Source organism: Serratia sp. CoH_122_TC_1 (genome assembly GCF_058191755.1).
The window spans coordinates 40,923-61,605 of record NZ_JBXWLA010000018.1 but is presented as its reverse complement, the minus strand read 5'-3'; the positions used below and the strand labels follow the sequence as shown (position 1 = coordinate 61,605).

Here is a 20,683-nt window from a genome sequence, read left to right as displayed (position 1 = left end):
TATGCAACATCTCGATATCAGCGTGGTCAGCCAGGCGATAAACTGGCTGAAACAGCAACCGGTGTGGCTGTGCACCGTACTGAATACTTATGGCTCCTCGCCACGCTCGCCGGGAGCATTGCTGGCGGCAACCCAAGATGGGCATTATTGCGGTTCGCTGTCAGGCGGCTGTGTGGAAGAGGATTTTCTTCGGCGTGTGGCGGCTGGAGAGTATCAGGCGGCCAGCCAGGTGATCCGCTACGGCGAAGGCGGACTGGAACCGAACGTCGCGCTGCCCTGTGGCGGCGTGTTGGAAGTGTTGATTGAGTACCTACCGGCCGGTGATGAGAGTATTGACTATCTGACTACCATTGCCGGTGCTCTCAACGGGCACCACGCGTTGATTAAACGACTGACCTTACCTGATGCTTGCAACGGCCTGACACTGACCGATTTTGCCAGCGCCACCCAAGTCGAGCGCCGTGGCCCGCACATCACTTTGCATATCGCTGCAGCCCCGCGTTTACTGATCGCCGGGTTATCCAGCGTGGCCCTGTATTGCGCCGACTTCGCCAGTTCATTGGGTTTTGAAGTGCTGGTCTGTGAAAACCGCCCAGATGCGCTGGATAATTTTGCCGCGCAGCTCAGACCCAACGTCACCTTGTTGCGCCAGTTCCCGGCCAAATTTATTGAAGATGGCGGCTGTCATGCCAATACCGCGATTGTGGCGCTAACGCACGATCCGCGCATGGACGACCTGACGCTGATGGAGGCGATTCACACCCCCGCCTTTTACATTGGTGCCATGGGTTCATTGCGTAACAGTGCGCGACGCCGCCAGCGTCTGCAGCAAATTGCCGAGTTCAGCCCACAAGAATTGGAGCGTATACATGCCCCGATCGGTCTGCCGCTCGGCAGTAAAACCCCGGCGGAAATTGCGCTGGCGGTAATGGCCGATATTGTGCAACAAAAAAACCGCACGCCTGACGTTCGGTCACTCAGCCCAGGGGCGTCACTGGCACCAGATGCTGGAGCTCAAGATGCAGCTCCTCCTGCTCATTCAGCGAATAGTTGAACATCGTAATGTCTGGCCCTTCACGACGGGCCAGGCCGAGCTCCGGTAATGCCTGGGTATAGATTTGTACGACATGATCGTGCAAGGCAACAGGCTTGCCGGAGTAGAAAAATCGGCAATAATCGCCGTAAATTTCAGGCAGCGGCTCAAGACCTGCATCGTCGCTGACGGGGTAGTCCGCTGCAACACCGAGAACATACTCGACCCTGACCTGTTCACCATCCGGAATAAACTCGGTGAGTGCATAGGTCAACGCCGGCCGACTAGCCACCGACGCATAGAATCTCTCTCTGAGCTTACTGCGGATATGCAGATGCGATTTATCCAGATCGGCAATGTCCAGATGGTAAGTATAACTTTTGCCTCGGATCGCATACTGGCCTTTGGCGACCTTGATGCAGTCCACTTGGATGTCACCCGGTTGACTGACCGACAATGAACGCACCAAATGGCTGAAATCCTGCTTGCGGGCATGGCGGTAAACACTGGGGGATTCAGCAAAGTGCTTCTTGAAGCAACGAGAGAAAGTCTGTTGGTTATCAAATTGATATTCAATTGAAATATCAAGAATGCTTTTGCGTGTGAAACGTAAGGCGAAGGCGGCAAGATACAAACGACGAGCGCGAATATAGGAGGCCAGCGACAGGTTGGTTTGCGTTTTGAACATTCGCTGCAGATACCATTTCGAGTAGCCTGATTTGGCAGAAACGATATCCAATGACAGTGGGTTAGTCAGGTTGTCTTCAATCCAGACCAGCAACTCCCTGATATGATTTTCCTGCGTTTCCATGTGTTTGCCGAACCTTCTATTCCAAATATGCCTTTACGCGAGTGATACTGCTTAGCGCGTAGGTTATACAGGTTAAAAGGTGGCGTCCAGCAGGCTACAGGACTTTACACATGAACCCCACAAGCAGGAAACCTACCGCCCGGCGTCGGGCGGTAGGTCTTTAGAGCGGGGTTATTTCACGCAGCGTGAACATTGGCCGGCCTGGATCTTCTGGAAGAAGTCATTGCCTTTATCATCGACCAGAATAAACGCCGGGAAATCTTCCACTTCGATTTTCCAGATCGCTTCCATCCCCAACTCCGGGTATTCGACACAGGTCAGGCTCTTGATGCTCTGCTGCGCCAATACCGCAGCTGGGCCACCGATACTGCCGAGATAGAAGCCACCGTGCTTGTTACAAGCGTCGGTCACCTGTTGGCTACGGTTACCTTTCGCCAGCATAATCATACTGCCACCGTGGGACTGCAGCAGATCAACGTACGAGTCCATACGCCCAGCGGTTGTCGGCCCCAGCGAACCCGATGCGTAGCCGTCCGGCGTTTTGGCCGGGCCAGCATAGTAAATCGGGTGATCCTTCACGTACTGCGGCAAGCCTTCCCCCTTGTCCAGCCGCTCTTTCAATTTGGCGTGTGCAATATCACGGCCCACGATAATGGTGCCACTCAGTGACAAACGGGTGGATACCGGGTATTGCGACAGCTGTTTGAGGATCTCGGCCATTGGGCGGTTAAGATCGATTTTAATCGCCTCACCTTCCCCGGCCTGGCGCAGTTCCTGTGGAATAAACTTGCCCGGGTTATGTTCCAGTTTCTCCAGCCAGATGCCGTCACGGTTGATCTTGCCTTTGATATTGCGGTCCGCGGAACAGGAAACCCCCATGCCCACCGGGCAGGATGCGCCATGACGCGGCAGACGTACCACGCGGATGTCGTGCGCAAAGTATTTACCACCAAACTGGGCACCTAACCCGAGGTTCTGCGCTTCTTTCAGCAATTCGGCTTCCAACGCCACATCGCGGAACGCCTGGCCGTGTTCGTTACCTTCGGTCGGTAGCCCGTCGTAGTACTTGGTGGACGCCAGCTTCACGGTTTTCAACGTTGCCTCGGCAGACGTCCCGCCGATAACAAACGCGACGTGATAAGGCGGGCAAGCCGCGGTACCCAACGTGCGCATTTTCTCAACCAAATAGTCCTTCAACTTGCCCGGTGACAGCAGCGCTTTGGTTTCTTGGTAAAGATAGGTTTTGTTGGCTGAACCACCGCCCTTGGCGATGCACAGGAATTTATATTCTTCACCGTCGACGCTGTAGAGATCAATCTGCGCTGGCAGGTTGCTGCCGGTGTTGACCTCGTTGTACATATCCAGCGCGGCGTTTTGCGAATAACGCAGGTTGTCTTCAATAAAGGTGTTATACACCCCGCGTGACAATGCGGCTTCATCACCACCGCCAGTCCAGACACGCTGGCCCTTTTTGCCGACGATAATGGCCGTCCCGGTGTCCTGACAGGTCGGTAAAATACCCTTGGCGGCGATTTCTGAGTTACGCAGAAATTGCAGCGCAACGTACTTGTCGTTTTCGCTGGCGTCCGGATCTTTGAGAATATCGGCAACCTGCTGCTGGTGCGCTGGGCGCAGCATGAATGAGGCGTCATGGAACGCATGTTGAGCAAGGAGGGTTAACGCTTCGGGGGCTACTTTCAGGACTTCCTGGCCTTCAAACTCGCTCACGGAAACGTGATCGCGGCTCAACAGATAGTATTCGGTATCGTCTTTCTTCAGCGGGAACGGATCTTGATAATGGAACGGTTTATTCGACATTGATCTCTCACTTGCAACATCAGCTGCGTTAAATTCACACTTACTCAGCCAGCTCGGGGCAGGCCGCGTCAAAAAACTCCCCATACCTTACGTATTTTTAATCAGTCGGTTATTGCGCTAAATCGCATAATAACCCCCTGCTTTGTAGGGGCAGCGTATACTGCGCCCGCGTCAATCGGGACGAATATAGGCGTCCCCAACGGGTACAGACTCAGCATGTACGGTTTATTATCCCGCAGTTAACACATTGATTACAATCCATCAGCGTCGATCGGGTTATCAATGCGGTGAAAAACCTGCTTGCAACTGCACATCTTGCCAGCCGATGCGCCATTGCTTAAGCTAGCGGCAATGAACAAAGTAAGAATCCCCATTGCGCTACAACAAGCGGTGATGCGCTGCCTGCGAGAAAAATTGCAGTTGGCCCGTCAGCACTTTTCCGTCGAGTTTCCGGAGCCTAAAGTCGTTTACCAACAGCGCGGCACCAGCGCGGGTACGGCCTGGCTACAGGCTTGGGAAATCAGGCTAAACCCCATATTGCTGATGGAAAACCAACAGGCGTTTATCGACGAAGTGGTGCCCCATGAACTGGCACACCTGTTGGTATTTCGCCAGTTTGGTCGCGTCCCTCCTCACGGCAATGAATGGCGTTGGATGATGGAAAGCGTCTTGCAGGTCCCTGCCAGCCGTACTCATCAATTTGAGATTGCCTCAGTACAGAGCAAAACCTTCCCCTACCTGTGCCGTTGCCAACAGCACCAGCTCACTGTGCGTCGCCATAATCGGGTGCTGCGTGGAGAGAGTGAATACCGCTGCCGTCAGTGCGGCGAAAAGCTGAGATTTATCGCTAACGATCCGCTTTAACGAAACGATTTATACGTTAAAACAAGTAAATATCGCCATTTGCCACTGCCTTAAACTTCCGTTACCCTGCCTGCTTTTCCAATTTTGAGCTGTTTTGGAATATGCTTCGCAAAATTTTGTTTATGGTGGTTCTCACTGCCGGTGCCGCACAGGCCCACGGCATCAATAACTTTTCTCAGGCCAAAACGGCGGCGGCTAAAATTAACCAGGACGCGCCGGGCTCATTCTACTGCGGCTGCCGGATCGACTGGCAGGGCAAGAAAGGCATTCCCGATCTGAACAGTTGCGGCTATCAGGCGCGTAAAAATGCCCAGCGCGCGCAGCGTATCGAATGGGAACATGTGGTACCCGCCTGGCAATTTGGTCACCAATTACAGTGCTGGCAGCAGGGTGGCCGTAAAAACTGTAATAAGGATGCTGGCTACCGACAAATCGAGACCGACCTGCACAACCTGCAGCCCGCGATAGGTGAAGTGAATGGCGATCGTAACAACTTCATGTACAGCCAGTGGAAAGGAGGGGAAGGCCAATATGGCCAGTGTCCAATGAAAGTGGACTTCAAAAACAAACAGGCCGAACCGCCCGCCCGCGCCCGCGGTGCCATCGCTCGTACTTACTTCTATATGCGCGATCGCTATCAACTGCAGCTTTCACGCCAACAGACCCAGCTTTTTGACGTGTGGAACCGTCAATATCCGGTAAGCCAGTGGGAATGCCTGCGCGAGGCACGCATCGCTAAGGTTCAGGGCAATCATAATCCCTATATTCAACAGGCTTGCCAGCAACGAAACGGCTAACTCCGTTCGTACTTAAAGCTGCCGCGGTGTTGACTGCGTGAGCTTACGTGGCCCATCCGTGGGCCACGCCCCTAAAGGGGCCGCTGCAACCCGCGTTCAAATCTGCTCCCGGCAGATTTGTATCCCGAATCACTTACCTCAGTAAGCTCATCGGGATGCACTCACTTGCCGCCTTGCTGCAGCTTCAATTACTTTGGGTATATACTCTTTTTTTTTAAGCTGCAGCACTGATGACTGCACATTAGTCAGGATCGAATATTTCTATGCGTATACCCCGCATTTATCACCCGCAGCCGTTGAACGATCATGCGGAAGTCGCGTTGAGCGAAGACGCAGCCAACCACATCGGGCGTGTACTGCGTATGAGCGCCGGCCAAGCGCTGCAGCTCTTTGACGGCAGCAACCAGGTGTTTGACGCCGAGATCACCCAGGTCGATAAAAAAAACGTGCTGGTGCGACTCGGTGCCGGCCAACAGGAAGACCGTGAATCACCGCTCAATCTGCATCTGGGCCAGGTGATTTCTCGCGGTGAGAAGATGGAATTCACCATTCAGAAATCCATCGAGCTTGGCGTCAATGTCATCACTCCGCTGTTTTCCGAGCGCTGCGGTGTGAAGCTGGATGGTGAACGCCTGGCGAAAAAAATTCAGCAATGGCAGAAGATCGCCATCGCCGCCTGCGAGCAGTGCGGCCGTAACCGTATTCCGGAAATTCGCGAAGCTATGAAACTGGAAGACTGGTGCGCCGAGCAAGATGGCAGCCTGAAACTTAACCTGCATCCGCGCGCCAGCCACAGTATCAATACGTTGCCGCTGCCGGTGGAACATGTCCGCCTGCTGATCGGGCCGGAAGGCGGTTTATCCGCCGACGAAATTGCGATGACCACAGGCCACGGATTTACTGATATCCTGCTGGGGCCACGCGTTCTGCGTACAGAAACCACAGCGCTCACCGCGATTACCGCTTTGCAGGTACGTTTCGGTGATCTGGGTTAAAGGAGAAAAGATGATTAAGCTCGGCATCGTGATGGACCCTATCGCCTCCATCAACATCAAGAAAGACACCAGCTTCGCCATGCTGCTCGAAGCGCAGCGTCGTGGCTGGGAACTGCACTACATGGAAATGGACGATCTCTATCTTCACGCCGGTGACGGCCGCGCCCGCACTCGCCTGCTGAGCGTAAAGGAAGATAAAGAGAGTTGGTTCAGCTTTGGCAGCGAGCAAGATCTGGCGCTGCAGGATCTGGACGTGATCCTGATGCGTAAAGACCCGCCTTTCGATACCGAATACATCTATGCGACCTACATTCTGGAACGCGCAGAGGTTAAAGGCACGCTGGTGGTCAACAAGCCGCAAAGCCTGCGCGACTGCAACGAAAAGCTGTTCACCGCCTGGTTCCCGGAACTGACGCCGGATACCTTGGTCAGCCGCAGCGCAGCGCACATCCGCAAATTCCATCAGCAGCATGGCGATATCATCCTCAAACCGCTGGATGGCATGGGTGGCGCGTCGATCTTCCGCGTAAAACAAGACGACCCTAACCTGTCGGTCATTATCGAAACCCTGACCGAACACGGTAGCCGTTTCTGCATGGCGCAAAACTTCCTGCCGGCCATCAAGGAAGGTGATAAACGCATTCTGGTGGTTGATGGGGAGCCGGTACCTTACTGCCTGGCGCGCATTCCCGCACAGGGCGAAACCCGTGGCAACCTGGCCGCAGGTGGCCGTGGCGAAGCTCGCCCGTTGAGCGAAAGCGACTGGAAAATCGCACGTGCGGTGGCACCAACCCTGAAAGAAAAAGGGCTGATCTTTGTTGGCCTGGACGTGATCGGTGATCGCCTGACCGAAATCAACGTCACCAGCCCAACCTGTGCACGGGAAATCGAAGCCGCCTTCCCGGTGTCGATTACCGGCATGCTGATGGACGCGATAGAAAAACGTCTGGCGGCAAAATAATCGCAGTGCGGGCGATACCGTCGCCCGCCATTCTGGCTTCACGGGCCGGCTCGCTCGGCCCGCGTCAAGCAAGCTGCGGCTTGAAAGGCGATGGGTATGACCGCATACTGGCGGTTGTTTAACTTCTCACCAATCAATTACCTTAAATAACACCATGAATTTACAGCACCATTTTCTTATCGCTATGCCATCACTTCAGGATCCTCGCTTCAAACGCTCGGTAATTTATGTCTGCGAGCACAATGAAGACGGCGCCATGGGCCTGGTGATCAATAAACCGATGGAACAGTTCACGGTGGGAACGGTGCTGAGCAAACTGAAGATCATGCCACAGGCACGTGATCCGGCCATCAGCCTGGATAAACCCGTATTTGCCGGTGGCCCGCTGGCGGACGATCGCGGCTTTATCCTGCATACCCCCTGTGAGGGCTTCGGTTCAAGCATTCAGATCTCACCAGAAACCATGATCACCACGTCGAAAGACGTGCTGGAGACGCTGGGCACCGCAGACCAACCCGATGACGTGCTGGTAGCGCTCGGTTATGCCGGCTGGGAAAAGGGGCAGCTGGAACAGGAAGTGCTGGAAAACGCCTGGCTGACCATTGAAGCCGACGCCAACATTCTGTTCCATACGCCAATCGCCAACCGCTGGCGCGAGGCAGCTAACCGCCTCGGTATCGACATTTGTAGCATTGCCAACCACGCAGGACACGCTTGATGACCAACCGCACCATTATCGCCTTCGACTTCGGCACCAAAAGCATTGGAGCTGCCATCGGGCAGGAGCTCACCGGGAGCGCACGTGCACTGGCGGCGTTCAAAGCCCAAGAGGGTAAGCCGGACTGGCAAAAGATCGAGAAACTGCTGAAAGAGTGGCAACCTGATCTGGTCGTCGTCGGCCTGCCGCTGAACATGGACGGCACGGAGCAGCTGGTCACAGAGCAAGCACGCAAGTTCGCCAACCGCTTGCATGGCCGCTTTGGCGTACAGATCGCGCTGCATGATGAACGCCTCAGTACTGTCGAAGCCCGTGCTAATCTGTTCGATCGCGGCGGCTTCCGTGCTCTGGACAAGGGCAGCGTGGACTCTGCTTCCGCCGTCGTGATCCTGGAAAGCTGGTTTGAGCGGCAATTGGGTTAATCGCCCCCTGAGCCGAAAGCGTTCTCTTCCCCACTCAGTAACCCGGCGCTGATCCGCTGTTGCAAACCCTGTTCAAATGTCTGCATGCCAAACTGCCCACCCGTTTGCAGCACGCTGGCCAGTTGATGGGTTTTGCCTTCGCGGATCATGCTGCTGACTGCCGCAGTTACCGTTAATACTTCAAAAATAGCCACACGCCCTCCGCCCAGCCTGCTCAATAGCTTTTGGGCAATCACCGCCTGCAAACTGCCAGACAACTGGGTACGCACATAAGGCTTTTCCTCCGCCGGGAAAACATCCACCAGCCGATCGATCGCCTGTGGCGCGCTGCGGGTATGCAAGGTTGCCAGTACCAGATGACCTGTCTCCGCGGCAGTCAGCGCCAGACGTATTGTGGCGGTATCACGCAATTCGCCCAGTAAAATCACATCAGGATCTTCACGCAGTGCGGCGCGCAATGCGTCGTCAAAACTGTGGCTATCGCGGCCCAATTCCCGCTGTTGGATTAAACACTTCTGGCTACAGTGGATAAACTCGATAGGATCCTCCACCGTGAGGATATGCCGCCGCTGGTGCTGATTAATGTTGTCAATCATCGCCGCAAGCGTGGTCGACTTGCCGCTGCCCGTCGCTCCCGTCACCAGAATCAAACCGTCCTCCCGCCGCAATAGCGCCGGGATAATGTCGGGAGCTGCCAGAGCTGCCAAGGTTGGACAGCGATCGGCAATAAGCCGCAAGGCAATGGAAATGCCCTGACGTTGCAAAAAGAAATTGGCACGCAGCCGGATACCGCCCGACAGAGAAAGTGCCAGATCGAGCTGGCCCTGCTGTTGCAACTGCTGGCACTGCGCCGGTTGCAACAGCATGCTGCACAGCAAATGCATACTCGCCTCGGTGAGCATTTCCGCCCCTTCCAAGGGCTGCAGATCGCCATCAATGCGCAACATCGGTCGATGACCGGTACAAAGGTGCAGATCCGAAGCATTATGCTTTACACTAAGGGCCACGAATTCATCGATATCCATATCAATCTCCTGGGTCAATAATGAGCACTATCCAACAGAATCTGCAGGATGTCAGAAACCGCATTGCCGCGGCCGCTCAAGGCTGCGCTCGCGCTCCAGAAGAAGTGACGCTGCTTGCAGTGAGCAAAACCAAACCTGTGGCGGCGATCGCAGAAGCCATCGCGGCAGGCCAGCGCGCCTTTGGCGAGAACTATGTTCAGGAAGGCGTGGATAAGGTTCAACATTTCTCCGCACTGCCAGAAGGTGCAACGCTGGATTGGCACTTTATCGGCCCACTGCAATCCAACAAGAGTCGGCTGGTGGCAGAACACTTTGCCTGGTGCCACACCGTCGATCGGTTGCGTATCGCCCTGCGTTTGAGCGATCAACGCCCGGCTGACATGCCGCCGCTTAACGTGCTGATCCAAATAAATATCAGCGATGAACAGAGTAAATCTGGCATTGTACTGGCTGAATTGCCGGCACTGGCTGAGGCGGTTGCCGCCCTGCCGAATATCAAGCTGCGCGGGCTGATGGCCATCCCCGCTCCGCAAGAGGATTACCAGAGCCAGTTGGCGGTGTTCGGGCAAATGCGTGAGGCCTTTCTGGCCCTGCAACAGCAGTATCCCCAGGTGGACACGCTGTCGATGGGCATGACCGATGACATGGCGGCGGCGATTGCCGCTGGCAGCACCCTGGTGCGTATTGGCACCGCAATTTTTGGCGCCCGTGATTATTCACAGGCCTAATATGCCCCTTGGCTTTCACGTTGCCGTCCTACGGCCGGCTTGAAAGACGACGGGTATACACACAGATGAGGGGTTTTAATGCAACACCGTAAGATTACCTTTATTGGTGCCGGTAATATGGCACGCGCTATCATCGCCGGCCTGGTTGCCGGGGGTTACCCCGCTACATCCATCAGCGTCTGCGCACCCTCGGCCAAAAACCGTGATGCGTTGGCGGCAGACTACGGCATCATCAGCAGCGGCGATAACCTTGCCTGCGCACGTACTGCCGATGTCGTGGTGCTGGCGGTAAAACCGCAAATGATGGCGGACGTGTGTCAGCCCCTGCACGATCAGATCGATTTCAGCGGCAAACTGGTGTTGTCCATCGCTGCGGGTATTCAGGTCAGCCGTTTTTACCAGCTGCTGGGGGATAAACTTAACATCGTGCGCATCATGCCGAACACCCCATCATTGGTAGGCAAAGGCATGAGTGGCCTGTACGCGCCACAGCACGTTAGCCAGCAGGACCGCGACTACACCAGCGATTTGATGGCATCCGTCGGTAAGGTTTGTTGGGTGGATGACGAAAATGGCATCAATAGCGTCATCGCCACAGCGGGCAGCGCACCGGCGTATTTCTTCCTGTTTATGGAAGCAATGCAACAGGAAGCCGAACGTATGGGCTTTGACAGCCAAACCGCCCGCAACCTGGTACAACAGGCCGCTTCTGGCGCAGCCGCACTGGTCGAAGCCAACCCGGATACGCCATTGTCGACTTTGCGTGAACAGGTCACCTCCAAAGGCGGCACCACCGCCGAGGCGTTACGGGTGTTCAACGAACAACAGCTGCCGGCCACCGTGGCCAAAGCCATGCAAGCGGCAGTATCCCGCGCGCAGGAAATGGAAAAATCATTTTAAATAATCGAGAGTTAAGGAGAAGGGCTACTACATGCTAACGCTGACTTTTTTGGTCAAAACCGTTGTCGATCTTTACGTCATGGTACTGCTGCTGCGCATCTGGATGCAGTGGACACGCGCTGACTTTTACAACCCATTCGCACAGTTTGTCGTGAAGATCACCCAGCCGGTGGTTGGCCCACTGCGCCGTATCATCCCGTCACTTGGGCCAATCGACAGCGCCTCGCTGCTGTTGGCATTCTTGCTGATGACCATCAAGTACCCGCTGCTGTTGCTCATTCAAGGCGGCGCAATGTCACTCAGCCCATATAACCTGCTGTTTGGCCTTATCTCGCTGGTGAAGTCGGCCGGTTACCTGATCTTCTGGGTAATGATTATCCGTGCGCTGATGAGCTGGATCAGCCAGGGCCGCAGCCCAATCGATCAGTTGATGTATCAACTGACTGAGCCTTTAATGTCCCCTATCCGCCGTATTCTGCCGGCGATGGGCGGCATCGATTTCTCAGCGATGGTCGTGATCCTGATCTTGTATCTGATCAATTACCTGGGCATGGATGTGTTCGGCGAGATCTGGTTCCTGCTGTGAGTGCTGTTACTCCGGTGCTGGACGGGCTGGCTATCAGGCTATATATTCAGCCAAAAGCCAGCCGCGACCAGATTATCGGTTTGCATGGTGACGAACTTAAAGTCGCCATTACCGCCCCGCCGGTAGACGGCCAGGCCAACGCTCATTTGATCAAATTTCTTGCCAAGCAGTTCAAAGTGGCGAAAAGCAACGTCACCATCGAGAAAGGCGAACTGGGGCGGCATAAACAGTTACGCATCGTTAATCCGCAACAGATCCCCGCCGTGGTCGCGGCGCTATACACAAAGTAGCTGGATCAGCAGCAAGGCCGCTGCGGCTTCAGCTACGCAGAGCATCATCGAATCATTTTCAAGGTAGTCACTATGCAAAAAGTCGTTCTTGCCACCGGTAACCCGGGCAAAGTGCGTGAACTCGCCGACCTGCTGGCCGATTTCGGGCTGAATGTGGTCGCACAAACCGAGCTGGGCGTGGATTCCGCAGAGGAAACCGGCCTGACCTTCATCGAAAACGCGATCCTGAAAGCACGCCATGCCGCGCAAATCACCGGCCTGCCGGCGATTGCCGACGACTCGGGCCTGGCTGTCGACGCGCTGGGCGGTGCACCAGGCATCTATTCTGCGCGCTACGCGGGCGTTGACGCTTCTGACCAGCAAAACCTCGACAAACTCCTGGTTGCGCTGAAAGACGTGCCGCAGGGCAGTCGCGGTGCACAGTTCCACTGCGTACTGGTGTATATGCGCCATGCGGAAGATCCCACGCCGTTGGTATTCCACGGTAGCTGGGCCGGCGAGATCACCTTTGCCGCCGCAGGTGAAGGCGGCTTCGGTTACGATCCCATCTTCTATGTCCCGGAACTGGGCCGTACTGCAGCGGAGCTGAGCCGTGATGAGAAACGTGCAGTATCCCACCGTGGTAAAGCGCTGAAACTGATGCTGGAAGCAATGCGTAATGCTTAAGTTGCCCCCGCTGAGTTTGTACATTCATATCCCGTGGTGCGTGCAGAAATGCCCGTACTGCGACTTCAACTCGCATGCGTTGAAGGGTGAAGTACCGCATCAAGAATATGTCGATCATGTGTTGGCAGATCTGGATGCCGATCTGCCATTGGTTGCCGGCCGCGAAATCAGTACCATTTTTATCGGCGGCGGTACCCCTAGCCTGCTCAGTGCCGAAGCGATGCAATCCCTGCTGGACGGTGTCCGGGCACGTATTCACGTGGTTGAGGGTGCCGAGATCACCATGGAGGCGAACCCCGGTACCGTAGAGGCCGATCGCTTCAGCGGCTACCAGCGCGCCGGTGTGAACCGCATTTCTATCGGCGTGCAAAGCTTCAGCGCCGAGAAGTTAACCCGTCTGGGGCGGATTCACGGCCCGGAAGAGGCCAAACGCGCGGCACACCTGGCCACCGGTCTCGGGCTGCGCAGTTTTAACCTTGATTTGATGCACGGCCTGCCGGATCAGTCATTGGAAGAGGCGCTGGACGATTTGCGCCAGGCGATAGCCCTTAATCCGCCGCACCTGTCATGGTATCAACTGACCATCGAACCCAATACGCTGTTCAGCTCACGTCCACCGGTATTGCCGGACGACGACGCGTTGTGGGACATTTTCGAGCGCGGCCACGCGTTACTGAGCGCCGCCGGTTACCAGCAATATGAAACCTCGGCCTATGCCAAGCCAGGCTATCAGTGCCAACACAACCTCAACTATTGGCGCTTTGGCGACTATTTGGGGATTGGTTGTGGTGCACACGGCAAAGTGACCTTCAGCGACGGCCGTATTCTGCGCACCGCGAAGACCAAGCACCCGCGCGGTTTTATGCAGGGCAAGTATATGGACAAGCAGCATGAGGTGACGGCGGCCGATCGGCCGTTCGAATTCTTCATGAACCGTTTCCGCTTGCTGGAAGCCGCGCCGCGAGCCGAATTCGTCAACTACACCGGGCTGGATGAAAGCACCATCCGTGCGCCCCTGGATGAAGCATTGGCGAAAGGCTATCTGGAAGAAACGCCGGAGTATTGGCAAATCACCGAGAAAGGCAAACTGTTCCTTAACTCGCTGCTGGAGTTGTTCCTGGCAGATGAATAGAAAAAAGCGCTGAATATTCAGCGCTTTTTTTTGCTTCAGTTGGAAGACGTAAAACAGCAGGCGACCAGCGTGATGTCGTGTTACTTCAACGCCTTCAACAGGTCTTTACGCTGAGTTTCCAGACCAGTAACACGGTTACACACGTCACGGCCAAAGTTCTGGAAGTCCTGCTCTTGGTTGTTCCATTCATTCTGAATCGCTTTCTGTAGGCCACCCAGATTACCCATGATCGCCTGCAACGGGTTACCGCCACTGTTGGCAGCCTGTTTGACGCCCATCTCATTCAGGCTGTCTTGCAACACACCGCCCATGCTCTGCTGCACGAGATTACGGCCATCCTGCTCAACCTGATCAATCGCCTTGTGGTGGAAGGTCAGGCCGTCGCTGCGGTGCTCGATGATACGGTTCATTTGCTGCTTGAGCTGCCCATTCAGGGTGGTCAGGCGGTTGCGCACGTTACTGTCGCTACCCAGCTCCTTCACAATGACCTTGTCCAGCGCCACTCGCGCTTTCTCCAGGTGTTGCTGCGCACCTTTATCGATCCACGGCAATTCTTTGCGCAGTGCGCTCTGATAGCTGAACGCCTTTTGGCGCTGGCTGTCATTTATGCTCAAGGCCTGGCCGTTGCGGGTAACATCACCATCAGGTGAAATCTGCAGATTGCCACTGGCGCCCGTCACCTGCACATTTTGCGGGCTGATAATCACGTCGTCCTGAGGTTTAACACTGCACTGATACTCGGCATGTGCCTGTGAAGCCGTCAACAGCAACAAGGCTAGCCCGGTTTTCTTTAACATATTTTCTCCTGACGCCCTTCCGTGATGGGCTAAAAAATCGAACGGCTAATCCGTTGAGACAACAGTTCCAGTGCCGCAGTTCCCGCCAATGAGTTACCGGAAGCATCCAGCTCCGGTGACCAGACGGCGATCGACAGCTCATCGGGAACAATGGCGACAATGCCGCCGCCGACGCCAGATTTGCCCGGCATACCCACACGGTAAGCAAACTCCCCTGCGCCGTCGTACATACCGCTGGTCATCATCAGCGCATTAATCTGCCGCGCCTGCAATGGGCTGATCACTTCACGCCCTCGAAGATCGCGGCCATGATTGGCCAGGTAAACAAAGCTGCGTGCCAGCTCTACGCAACTCATTCGCAGCGCACAGTAGTGAAAATACGTTTGCAGCACGGTGAGCACGTCGTTTTCGAAGTTACCGAATGATTTCATCAGATAGGCTATTGCGGCATTGCGATCCGAGTGCTCAAACTCGGAACGTGCCACCCGCGCGTCATAGGCCAGGTCATCTTCACCGGCCAGTTGGCGCACCACTTCCAGCATGCGCTGTTTGGGGGCGCTGAGCCGGGTTTGCAGCATGTCGCACACCACCAGCGCACCGGGGTTAATAAACGGATTGCGCGGTTTACCCTGCTCCATCTCCAGCTGCAACAACGAGTTGAACGGCAGGCCGGAAGGCTCTTTGCCGACCCGCTGCCAGATTTCATGTTCCTGATAGCGCGCCAGTGCCAGCGTCAGGCTCAGCACCTTAGAAATAGACTGAATAGAGAAGCGCTCGGTGGCGTCACCCGCCTGGAACATTTCACCGTCGACAGTGCAAATGGCAATGGCCAAGCGATCAGCAGCCACTTCCGCCAACGCAGGAATGTAATCCGCCACTTTGCCCTGGCCAATCAGCGGGCGCACCTGTTGCAGAATGTCATCCAGCAACGCGTTATCCAATGTAGTTACCACCGCGGTCACACTCCGGGTCTCCCTTCATCTTTCAAGCCGCCGCGTTGTTGGCTGCGTTTCATCGCCCCGGTCACTTACCTGAGTAAGCTCCCGAGGACTCACAAACTTGCCGCCTAGCTGCAACTTGAAATATTTTGGGCATAAAACAAAGGCGCCGTTAAGGCACCTTAAAATCAATAAGCCTAGCGCGGCACCGGGCCGCGCCGATCGGGCAGGGAAAATCAGTCCCACCAGATATCGAACAGATCGCTGACCTTAACGTCGGACAGTTTACGCGCTTCCAGCCATTTTTTGACCAGTTCGCGCTGTTCGTCGGTGCAGTGACCAATAGTTTGCAGGCAGATCAAACCTTCCCACTGCAGATAGCCGCTACCGTCAAACGCCATGCCGTTCGGCTCGATCACTTCATCAATGAAAGCGTCCAGCGTGCCGTCGATATCTTCAACCGAAGTGCCTTCGGCAAAACGCCATGCTACGGAGAAACCCAGCTCCTGAAACTCTTCAATGTGTAACTTTTTACGTAAACGACGACTGCGGTTCTTAGCCATTATTCTTTCCTCTCAAACATCAAATCCCAAACGCCATGTCCCAGACGCTGGCCACGTAATTCAAATTTTGTCAGTGGGCGTGAATCCGGACGCGGCACATAATCATTATCGCTGGAAAGATTACGGTAGCCTGAGATCCCGTTCATAACCTCTAACATATGTTCTGCATAAGGCTGCCAGTCGGTAGCCATGTGGAACACGCCGCCAACTTTTAGTTTACGACGCACCAATTCAACAAACGGCGTCTGTACGATGCGACGCTTGTTATGGCGCGCTTTGTGCCACGGATCGGGGAAAAACAGCTGAACCATGTCCAGCGAACCGTCCGGGATCATATTCTCCAGCACCTCAACCGCGTCGTGACACATTACGCGCAGGTTGCTCAATTCCGCTTCGGTGGCGTCGGCCAAGCACGCGCCCACGCCCGGCGAATGTACTTCAATCCCCAAGAAGTTCTGCTGCGGGTTATTGCCCGCCATGGTCACCAGCGAGGCGCCCATACCAAAACCGATCTCCAGCACGGTTGGCGCATCGCGCCCGAACAGTGCTGCGATGTCGACAGGTTCAGCCTGATACTCCACGCCCATCACCGGCCAATAGTGGTCCAGCGCGTGCTGCTGGCCTTTGGTCAGCCGCCCTTGGCGGCGAACAAAACTGCGGATACGGCGCATAGCGCGGCCGTTCTCATCAAATTCCGGGGAGATGACGTCATTAATCATAGTGCTTTCTGTCTGTTTGGCTGCTAATTAGGGAAACGCGCATTATGCAAAGATACATTGGTTTAGCAAGTGTTCATCTTATGTACCTGCCGTGCGACGTCGGAAAGTTCCGGTTTACAGCATCATGACTCTATGCTGCAATCGCGCTTCATTTTCTGCCGGATATCGAATCTGCTTATGATGCAAGCACAACAGTTCGCACAGGTGGTGCTTGACTGGTACCAACGCTACGGCCGCAAAACCTTGCCGTGGCAGTTGGATAAAACCGCCTATCAAGTATGGCTCTCTGAGGTCATGTTGCAACAAACTCAGGTTGCCACCGTGATCCCTTACTTTCAGCGCTTTATTGCCCGTTTTCCCAACGTGCGTGCTCTGGCAGAGGCGCCGCTGGACGAAGTGCTGCATCTGTGGACCGGCCTGGGCTACTACGCCCGAGCGCGTAACCTGCACAAGGCTGCGCAGACTATTGTCGCACAGCACGGCGGCGAGTTCCCGACAACCTTTGAAGAAATCCACGCGCTGCCCGGAATCGGCCGTTCAACCGCTGGGGCAGTGCTGTCGTTGGCACTCGGCCAACATTATCCGATCCTCGACGGCAACGTGAAACGCGTGTTGGCACGCTGCTATGCGGTGGAAGGCTGGCCGGGCAAGAAGGACGTCGAAAACCGTCTGTGGCAGATCAGTGAAAATGTTACCCCAGCCCAAGGCGTCGGCCAGTTCAATCAGGCGATGATGGATCTGGGTGCGATGGTCTGCACCCGCTCCAAGCCCAAATGCGAGCTATGCCCGCTCAGCCTGGGCTGTATCGCCTATGCCAATCACAGCTGGGCGAAATACCCGGGTAAGAAACCCAAGCAGACTTTACCGGAAAAAACGGCCTACTTTTTATTGTTGCAGCAGGGCGAACAAGCCTGGTTGGAACAACGTCCGGCCGTTGGGCTTTGGGGAGGCCTATTCTGCTTCCCGCAGTTCAGCGAACGTGAAGAGATGGAACTCTGGCTGCAACAACGCGGTCTGAAAAACAATCGCCAGCAACAGTTGACCGCATTTCGCCATACTTTCAGTCATTTCCATCTCGATATTGTGCCGATATGGCTGGAAATGGACGACGCAGGCAGCAGCATGGATGAGGGTGCCGGTCTCTGGTATAACTTAGCGCAGCCGCCATCGGTCGGGCTGGCAGCGCCGGTTGACCGTCTGTTACAACAGCTGGCAAAACAGTCACCGCGCCAGCAGGATTAATACCCTAAAGACGTCGAAAGTATGACGGGTTTATTTGGCGATAGCGCCATTGATGAGGAATTAGCATGAGCAGAACCATTTTTTGTACCTTCCTGCAGCGTGATGCCGAAGGGCAGGACTTCCAGCTTTATCCTGGGGACGTCGGCAAACGTATCTATAACGAGATCTCGAAAGAAGCCTGGGCAGAATGGATGAAAAAACAAACCATGCTGATCAACGAGAAGAAGCTGAACATGATGAACGTGGATGACCGCAAACTGCTGGAAGCGGAAATGATCAAGTTCCTGTTCGAAGGGCATGACGTGCACATCGAAGGCTATACGCCGCCAAGCGAATAACGCTGTTGGGGCCAGGCGCTGGCCCTCTTCAATACCTTAAATTCTTCTCGTATACGGCTTTTATTTTAGATGAAGAAAATTTTAGCTTTGCTAGTGATAGCGCCTTTGCTGATTTCTTGTTCCAGCAAAAAAAGTGAAGACGTCAACGAAGCCTGGGTCAAAGACACCAATGGCTTTGAGATCCTGATGGGGCAGTTCGCCCACAACATTGAGAATATCTGGGGTCTGAACGAAGTTCTGATCGCCGGGCCAAAAGATTACGTTAAATATACCGACCAGTATCAAACCCGTAGCCACATTAACTTTGATTCTGGTGCCATCACCATTGAAACCATCGCCACCACCGATCCTGCTGCACACCTGCGTCAGGCGATTATCAGCACCTTGCTGATGGGTGACGATCCGGGTTCTATCGATCTCTATTCCGACGTCAACGATATCCAGATCAGTAAAGAGCCGTTCCTGTACGGCCAGGTGCTGGATAACAAAGGCGCGCCGATCCGTTGGGAATGGCGTGCGGCGCACTTTGCTGACTACCTGTTGCAGACCAAACTGCAAAAACGCACCTCCGGCCTGCACGTGATTTACTCAATCACCATCCAGTTGGTACCAAACCACCTGGACAAACGTGCGCATAAATACCTGCCAATGGTCCGTAAAGCGCCGGAAAAATACGGTGTTGAAGAATCACTGATCCTGGCCATCATGCAGACAGAATCAAGCTTTAACCCGTATGCGGTAAGCGGTTCGGATGCACTCGGCCTGATGCAGGTGGTACAACACACCGCCGGTAAAGACGTGTTCCAGATGCGCGGGAAATGGGGTACGCCAAGCCGCAGCTACCTGTTCGATCCAGAGAACAACATCGACACCGGTACTGCCTATTTGGCCATTTTGCAGAACAACTATTTGGGCGGCATCCAGAACCCAACCTCACGCCGCTATGCCGTTATCACCGCCTATAACGGTGGCGCAGGCAGCGTATTGCGGGTGTTCTCCAGCGACAGGACGCGCGCGGTGGGTATCATCAATGGCATGCAGCCGGGCGACGTCTACCAGACGTTGACGACCAAGCATCCAGCCGGTGAATCACGCCGCTACCTGGTAAAAGTGAACAACGCGCAGAAGAGCTATCGACGCCGTTAATCACCTTGGTCAGGGCGGCCTGTCGCGCAGTCCTGACCAACCACATCACTCTGCAATGCTATAGCCATTGCGACCAAGCGCCTTGGCACGGTATAACGCCATATCGGCTGCCGCCAGCAGTTGCTCACGGCTTTGTCCCGGTTGCCATTGCGCAACCCCCTGGCTTACCGTCACCCATTGCGCCACCTCAGAATCTGCATGCGGCAACGCCAACCCCGCGAGCAGCGCCGCGATTCGTTGTGCTACGTGTTCAGCCTCACGGGCATCGGATTTCGGCAGCAGGATAATAAACTCTTCACCACCATAGCGGGCCACCAGATCCTGCGAACGCCGGGTCGCGCTCTCCAGACAGGCGGCTAGCCTGATCAGGCACTCATCCCCCTGCTGATGGCCATAATGGTCGTTGTATTTTTTGAAAAAATCGACGTCCAGCAGGATCAGGGCAAAGGGCGACTGCAGCGTCGACTCCCGCAATAACACAGCGTCAAAGTAGTGATCAAAGTAACGCCGGTTGGCGATACCCGTAAGTGGATCGCGGTGCGCCAGCTTGCTCAGGCGTTCAATCAGTCGTTTGTTTTCTTGCTCACGCTCAATCGCCAACTGGAACCACTGCTTCAACCGCCGCTGAGCCGAGTAAATCAGAAACAGCATCAGCGCATATGAAATCATGTTCGCCAGCGAAAAGGCGCTGCGGATAAAAATATTCTCGGCAATAGCGACCAGCAGCACCGGCATGCTGAACAAGAAAAACAGCTTTGGCGACAGGTAAAACGCGACCAATGAAGAAAACAGCAGGCCTATCGTCAGCGGGTAGACCAGGTAAATGAGATCGTTGACGATAAGGTGGTGAAAAATGGCACACCAGCACAAAGCCAGCAGCGAGATAGAAACGACGGCGCCACGCCACGCGGCACTTTCCCCTCTTGGGGCTAACTGACGTAAAACAACATAGGACAGAGCCGACACCGGGATCACGGCGCTTATCGCCGGCATTTCGCCTATCAACTGCGCGAAAGAGTGGGCAGCAAAGGCCTGACCCCGTTGGAAAAACAAATAGACAGAGAACAGGGCGTTAACCAATAAGAACCAGTTAAAATTACGTAGCGTCGAGCGCCTTTTCTCTCCGTCTACCCACTCCAGATAACCCTCTTCTTTCATCTTCTTATTCTTATTCTTGATATCTATGGTTTTACC

The 20,683-nt window shown here is 55.0% G+C and carries 23 protein-coding genes and 1 pseudogene; 16 read left to right on the top strand and 8 right to left on the bottom strand.

The features are described from left to right. Position 1 precedes the first annotated feature (1 nt). Complete coding sequence (locus AC2FC2_RS21145) at positions 2 to 1,054, top strand: XdhC family protein (RefSeq protein ID WP_209637510.1); 1,053 nt, start codon at positions 2 to 4, stop codon at positions 1,052 to 1,054. On the opposite strand, the gene AC2FC2_RS21140 is transcribed toward AC2FC2_RS21145, so the two are convergent. Continuing rightward, positions 978 to 1,844 carry a helix-turn-helix domain-containing protein gene (locus tag AC2FC2_RS21140; RefSeq protein WP_265556832.1) on the bottom strand — a complete coding sequence of 289 codons (867 nt, stop codon included), beginning with the start codon at positions 1,842 to 1,844 and terminating at the stop codon, positions 978 to 980. The two genes, AC2FC2_RS21145 and AC2FC2_RS21140, sit on opposite strands and share 77 nt — an antisense overlap. Positions 1,845 to 2,015: 171 nt before the next feature. After that, complete coding sequence (gene fumA / locus AC2FC2_RS21135) at positions 2,016 to 3,662, bottom strand: class I fumarate hydratase FumA (protein ID WP_209637505.1); 1,647 nt, start codon at positions 3,660 to 3,662, stop codon at positions 2,016 to 2,018. A 351-nt stretch (positions 3,663 to 4,013) separates the two neighbouring features. Here fumA and AC2FC2_RS21130 point away from each other — a divergent pair, with 351 nt between their 5' ends. From AC2FC2_RS21130 to ruvX, 6 genes are all read left to right on the top strand, one after another. Further along, positions 4,014 to 4,526, top strand: coding sequence for a SprT family zinc-dependent metalloprotease (locus AC2FC2_RS21130; protein WP_490309121.1), 513 nt, complete (start codon positions 4,014 to 4,016; stop codon positions 4,524 to 4,526). 101 nt (positions 4,527 to 4,627) lie between these two features. Next, a complete protein-coding gene (endA, locus tag AC2FC2_RS21125; RefSeq protein ID WP_209637501.1) occupies positions 4,628 to 5,323 on the top strand; it encodes a deoxyribonuclease I in 696 nt (231 codons plus the stop codon). A gap of 263 nt (positions 5,324 to 5,586) precedes the next feature. Then, positions 5,587 to 6,318, top strand: coding sequence for a 16S rRNA (uracil(1498)-N(3))-methyltransferase (gene rsmE / locus AC2FC2_RS21120; protein ID WP_265556835.1), 732 nt, complete (start codon positions 5,587 to 5,589; stop codon positions 6,316 to 6,318). 10 nt (positions 6,319 to 6,328) lie between these two features. Beyond that, a complete protein-coding gene (gene gshB / locus AC2FC2_RS21115) occupies positions 6,329 to 7,279 on the top strand; it encodes a glutathione synthase (protein WP_265556836.1) in 951 nt (316 codons plus the stop codon). A 154-nt stretch (positions 7,280 to 7,433) separates the two neighbouring features. Then, positions 7,434 to 7,997, top strand: coding sequence for a YqgE/AlgH family protein (locus tag AC2FC2_RS21110; protein ID WP_209637495.1), 564 nt, complete (start codon positions 7,434 to 7,436; stop codon positions 7,995 to 7,997). Next, on the top strand, positions 7,997 to 8,419 hold the full coding sequence (gene ruvX, locus AC2FC2_RS21105) for a Holliday junction resolvase RuvX (protein ID WP_037416753.1): 423 nt from the start codon (positions 7,997 to 7,999) through the stop codon (positions 8,417 to 8,419). The genes AC2FC2_RS21110 and ruvX overlap by 1 nt, the downstream gene beginning before the upstream one ends. On the opposite strand, the gene AC2FC2_RS21100 is transcribed toward ruvX, so the two are convergent. Next, positions 8,416 to 9,444 carry a type IV pilus twitching motility protein PilT gene (locus AC2FC2_RS21100; RefSeq protein WP_490659871.1) on the bottom strand — a complete coding sequence of 343 codons (1,029 nt, stop codon included), beginning with the start codon at positions 9,442 to 9,444 and terminating at the stop codon, positions 8,416 to 8,418. The two genes, ruvX and AC2FC2_RS21100, sit on opposite strands and share 4 nt — an antisense overlap. Before the next feature lie 20 nt (positions 9,445 to 9,464). Here AC2FC2_RS21100 and AC2FC2_RS21095 point away from each other — a divergent pair, with 20 nt between their 5' ends. The 6 genes from AC2FC2_RS21095 to hemW all read left to right on the top strand — a co-directional run bounded on the left by AC2FC2_RS21095 (position 9,465) and on the right by hemW (position 13,746). Further along, positions 9,465 to 10,172 (top strand): YggS family pyridoxal phosphate-dependent enzyme, encoded by a 708-nt coding sequence (locus AC2FC2_RS21095; RefSeq protein ID WP_209637491.1) that lies wholly within the window; start codon positions 9,465 to 9,467, stop codon positions 10,170 to 10,172. 78 nt (positions 10,173 to 10,250) lie between these two features. Beyond that, a complete protein-coding gene (gene proC / locus AC2FC2_RS21090) occupies positions 10,251 to 11,072 on the top strand; it encodes a pyrroline-5-carboxylate reductase (RefSeq protein ID WP_490659870.1) in 822 nt (273 codons plus the stop codon). Positions 11,073 to 11,103: 31 nt separating this feature from the next. Next, positions 11,104 to 11,658: a YggT family protein gene (locus AC2FC2_RS21085; protein ID WP_209637487.1), complete on the top strand. Its 555-nt coding sequence runs from the start codon at positions 11,104 to 11,106 to the stop codon at positions 11,656 to 11,658. Then, positions 11,655 to 11,948, top strand: a complete 294-nt coding sequence (gene yggU / locus AC2FC2_RS21080) for a DUF167 family protein YggU (RefSeq protein ID WP_265556841.1) — start codon at positions 11,655 to 11,657, stop codon at positions 11,946 to 11,948. The genes AC2FC2_RS21085 and yggU overlap by 4 nt, the downstream gene beginning before the upstream one ends. Before the next feature lie 72 nt (positions 11,949 to 12,020). Next, complete coding sequence (locus tag AC2FC2_RS21075; RefSeq protein WP_209637482.1) at positions 12,021 to 12,614, top strand: XTP/dITP diphosphatase; 594 nt, start codon at positions 12,021 to 12,023, stop codon at positions 12,612 to 12,614. Continuing rightward, a complete protein-coding gene (hemW, locus tag AC2FC2_RS21070; protein WP_209637480.1) occupies positions 12,607 to 13,746 on the top strand; it encodes a radical SAM family heme chaperone HemW in 1,140 nt (379 codons plus the stop codon). The genes AC2FC2_RS21075 and hemW overlap by 8 nt, the downstream gene beginning before the upstream one ends. An 80-nt stretch (positions 13,747 to 13,826) precedes the next feature. Here hemW and AC2FC2_RS21065 read toward each other — a convergent pair whose 3' ends face one another. From AC2FC2_RS21065 to trmB, 4 genes are all read right to left on the bottom strand, one after another. Continuing rightward, the gene (locus tag AC2FC2_RS21065; RefSeq protein ID WP_209637477.1) at positions 13,827 to 14,543 is read right to left on the bottom strand and encodes a YggN family protein; all 717 of its coding nucleotides are present in this window, start codon (positions 14,541 to 14,543) and stop codon (positions 13,827 to 13,829) included. Positions 14,544 to 14,572: 29 nt separating this feature from the next. Beyond that, the gene (glsB, locus tag AC2FC2_RS21060; RefSeq protein ID WP_265556853.1) at positions 14,573 to 15,496 is read right to left on the bottom strand and encodes a glutaminase B; all 924 of its coding nucleotides are present in this window, start codon (positions 15,494 to 15,496) and stop codon (positions 14,573 to 14,575) included. Positions 15,497 to 15,717: 221 nt separating this feature from the next. Further along, the gene (locus AC2FC2_RS21055) at positions 15,718 to 16,044 is read right to left on the bottom strand and encodes a YggL family protein (protein ID WP_135318011.1); all 327 of its coding nucleotides are present in this window, start codon (positions 16,042 to 16,044) and stop codon (positions 15,718 to 15,720) included. Continuing rightward, entirely contained in the window at positions 16,044 to 16,763 is a 720-nt protein-coding gene (trmB, locus tag AC2FC2_RS21050) for a tRNA (guanosine(46)-N7)-methyltransferase TrmB (protein WP_209637475.1), read from the bottom strand. Before trmB ends, AC2FC2_RS21055 begins: the two co-directional genes overlap by 1 nt. Positions 16,764 to 16,895: 132 nt before the next feature. Here trmB and mutY point away from each other — a divergent pair. The 3 genes and pseudogenes from mutY (at position 16,896) to mltC (ending at position 19,489) form a co-directional block, all read left to right on the top strand. After that, positions 16,896 to 18,074: pseudogene (gene mutY / locus AC2FC2_RS21045) on the top strand (A/G-specific adenine glycosylase). Beyond that, entirely contained in the window at positions 18,071 to 18,343 is a 273-nt protein-coding gene (locus AC2FC2_RS21040; RefSeq protein ID WP_061807913.1) for an oxidative damage protection protein, read from the top strand. The pseudogene mutY and the gene AC2FC2_RS21040 overlap by 4 nt, the downstream one beginning before the upstream one ends. 69 nt (positions 18,344 to 18,412) lie before the next feature. Then, complete coding sequence (gene mltC / locus AC2FC2_RS21035; protein WP_490659869.1) at positions 18,413 to 19,489, top strand: membrane-bound lytic murein transglycosylase MltC; 1,077 nt, start codon at positions 18,413 to 18,415, stop codon at positions 19,487 to 19,489. Between the two features lie 45 nt (positions 19,490 to 19,534). On the opposite strand, the gene AC2FC2_RS21030 is transcribed toward mltC, so the two are convergent. After that, the gene (locus AC2FC2_RS21030; RefSeq protein WP_490659868.1) at positions 19,535 to 20,647 is read right to left on the bottom strand and encodes a GGDEF domain-containing protein; all 1,113 of its coding nucleotides are present in this window, start codon (positions 20,645 to 20,647) and stop codon (positions 19,535 to 19,537) included. Between the last annotated feature and the right edge of the window lie 36 nt (positions 20,648 to 20,683).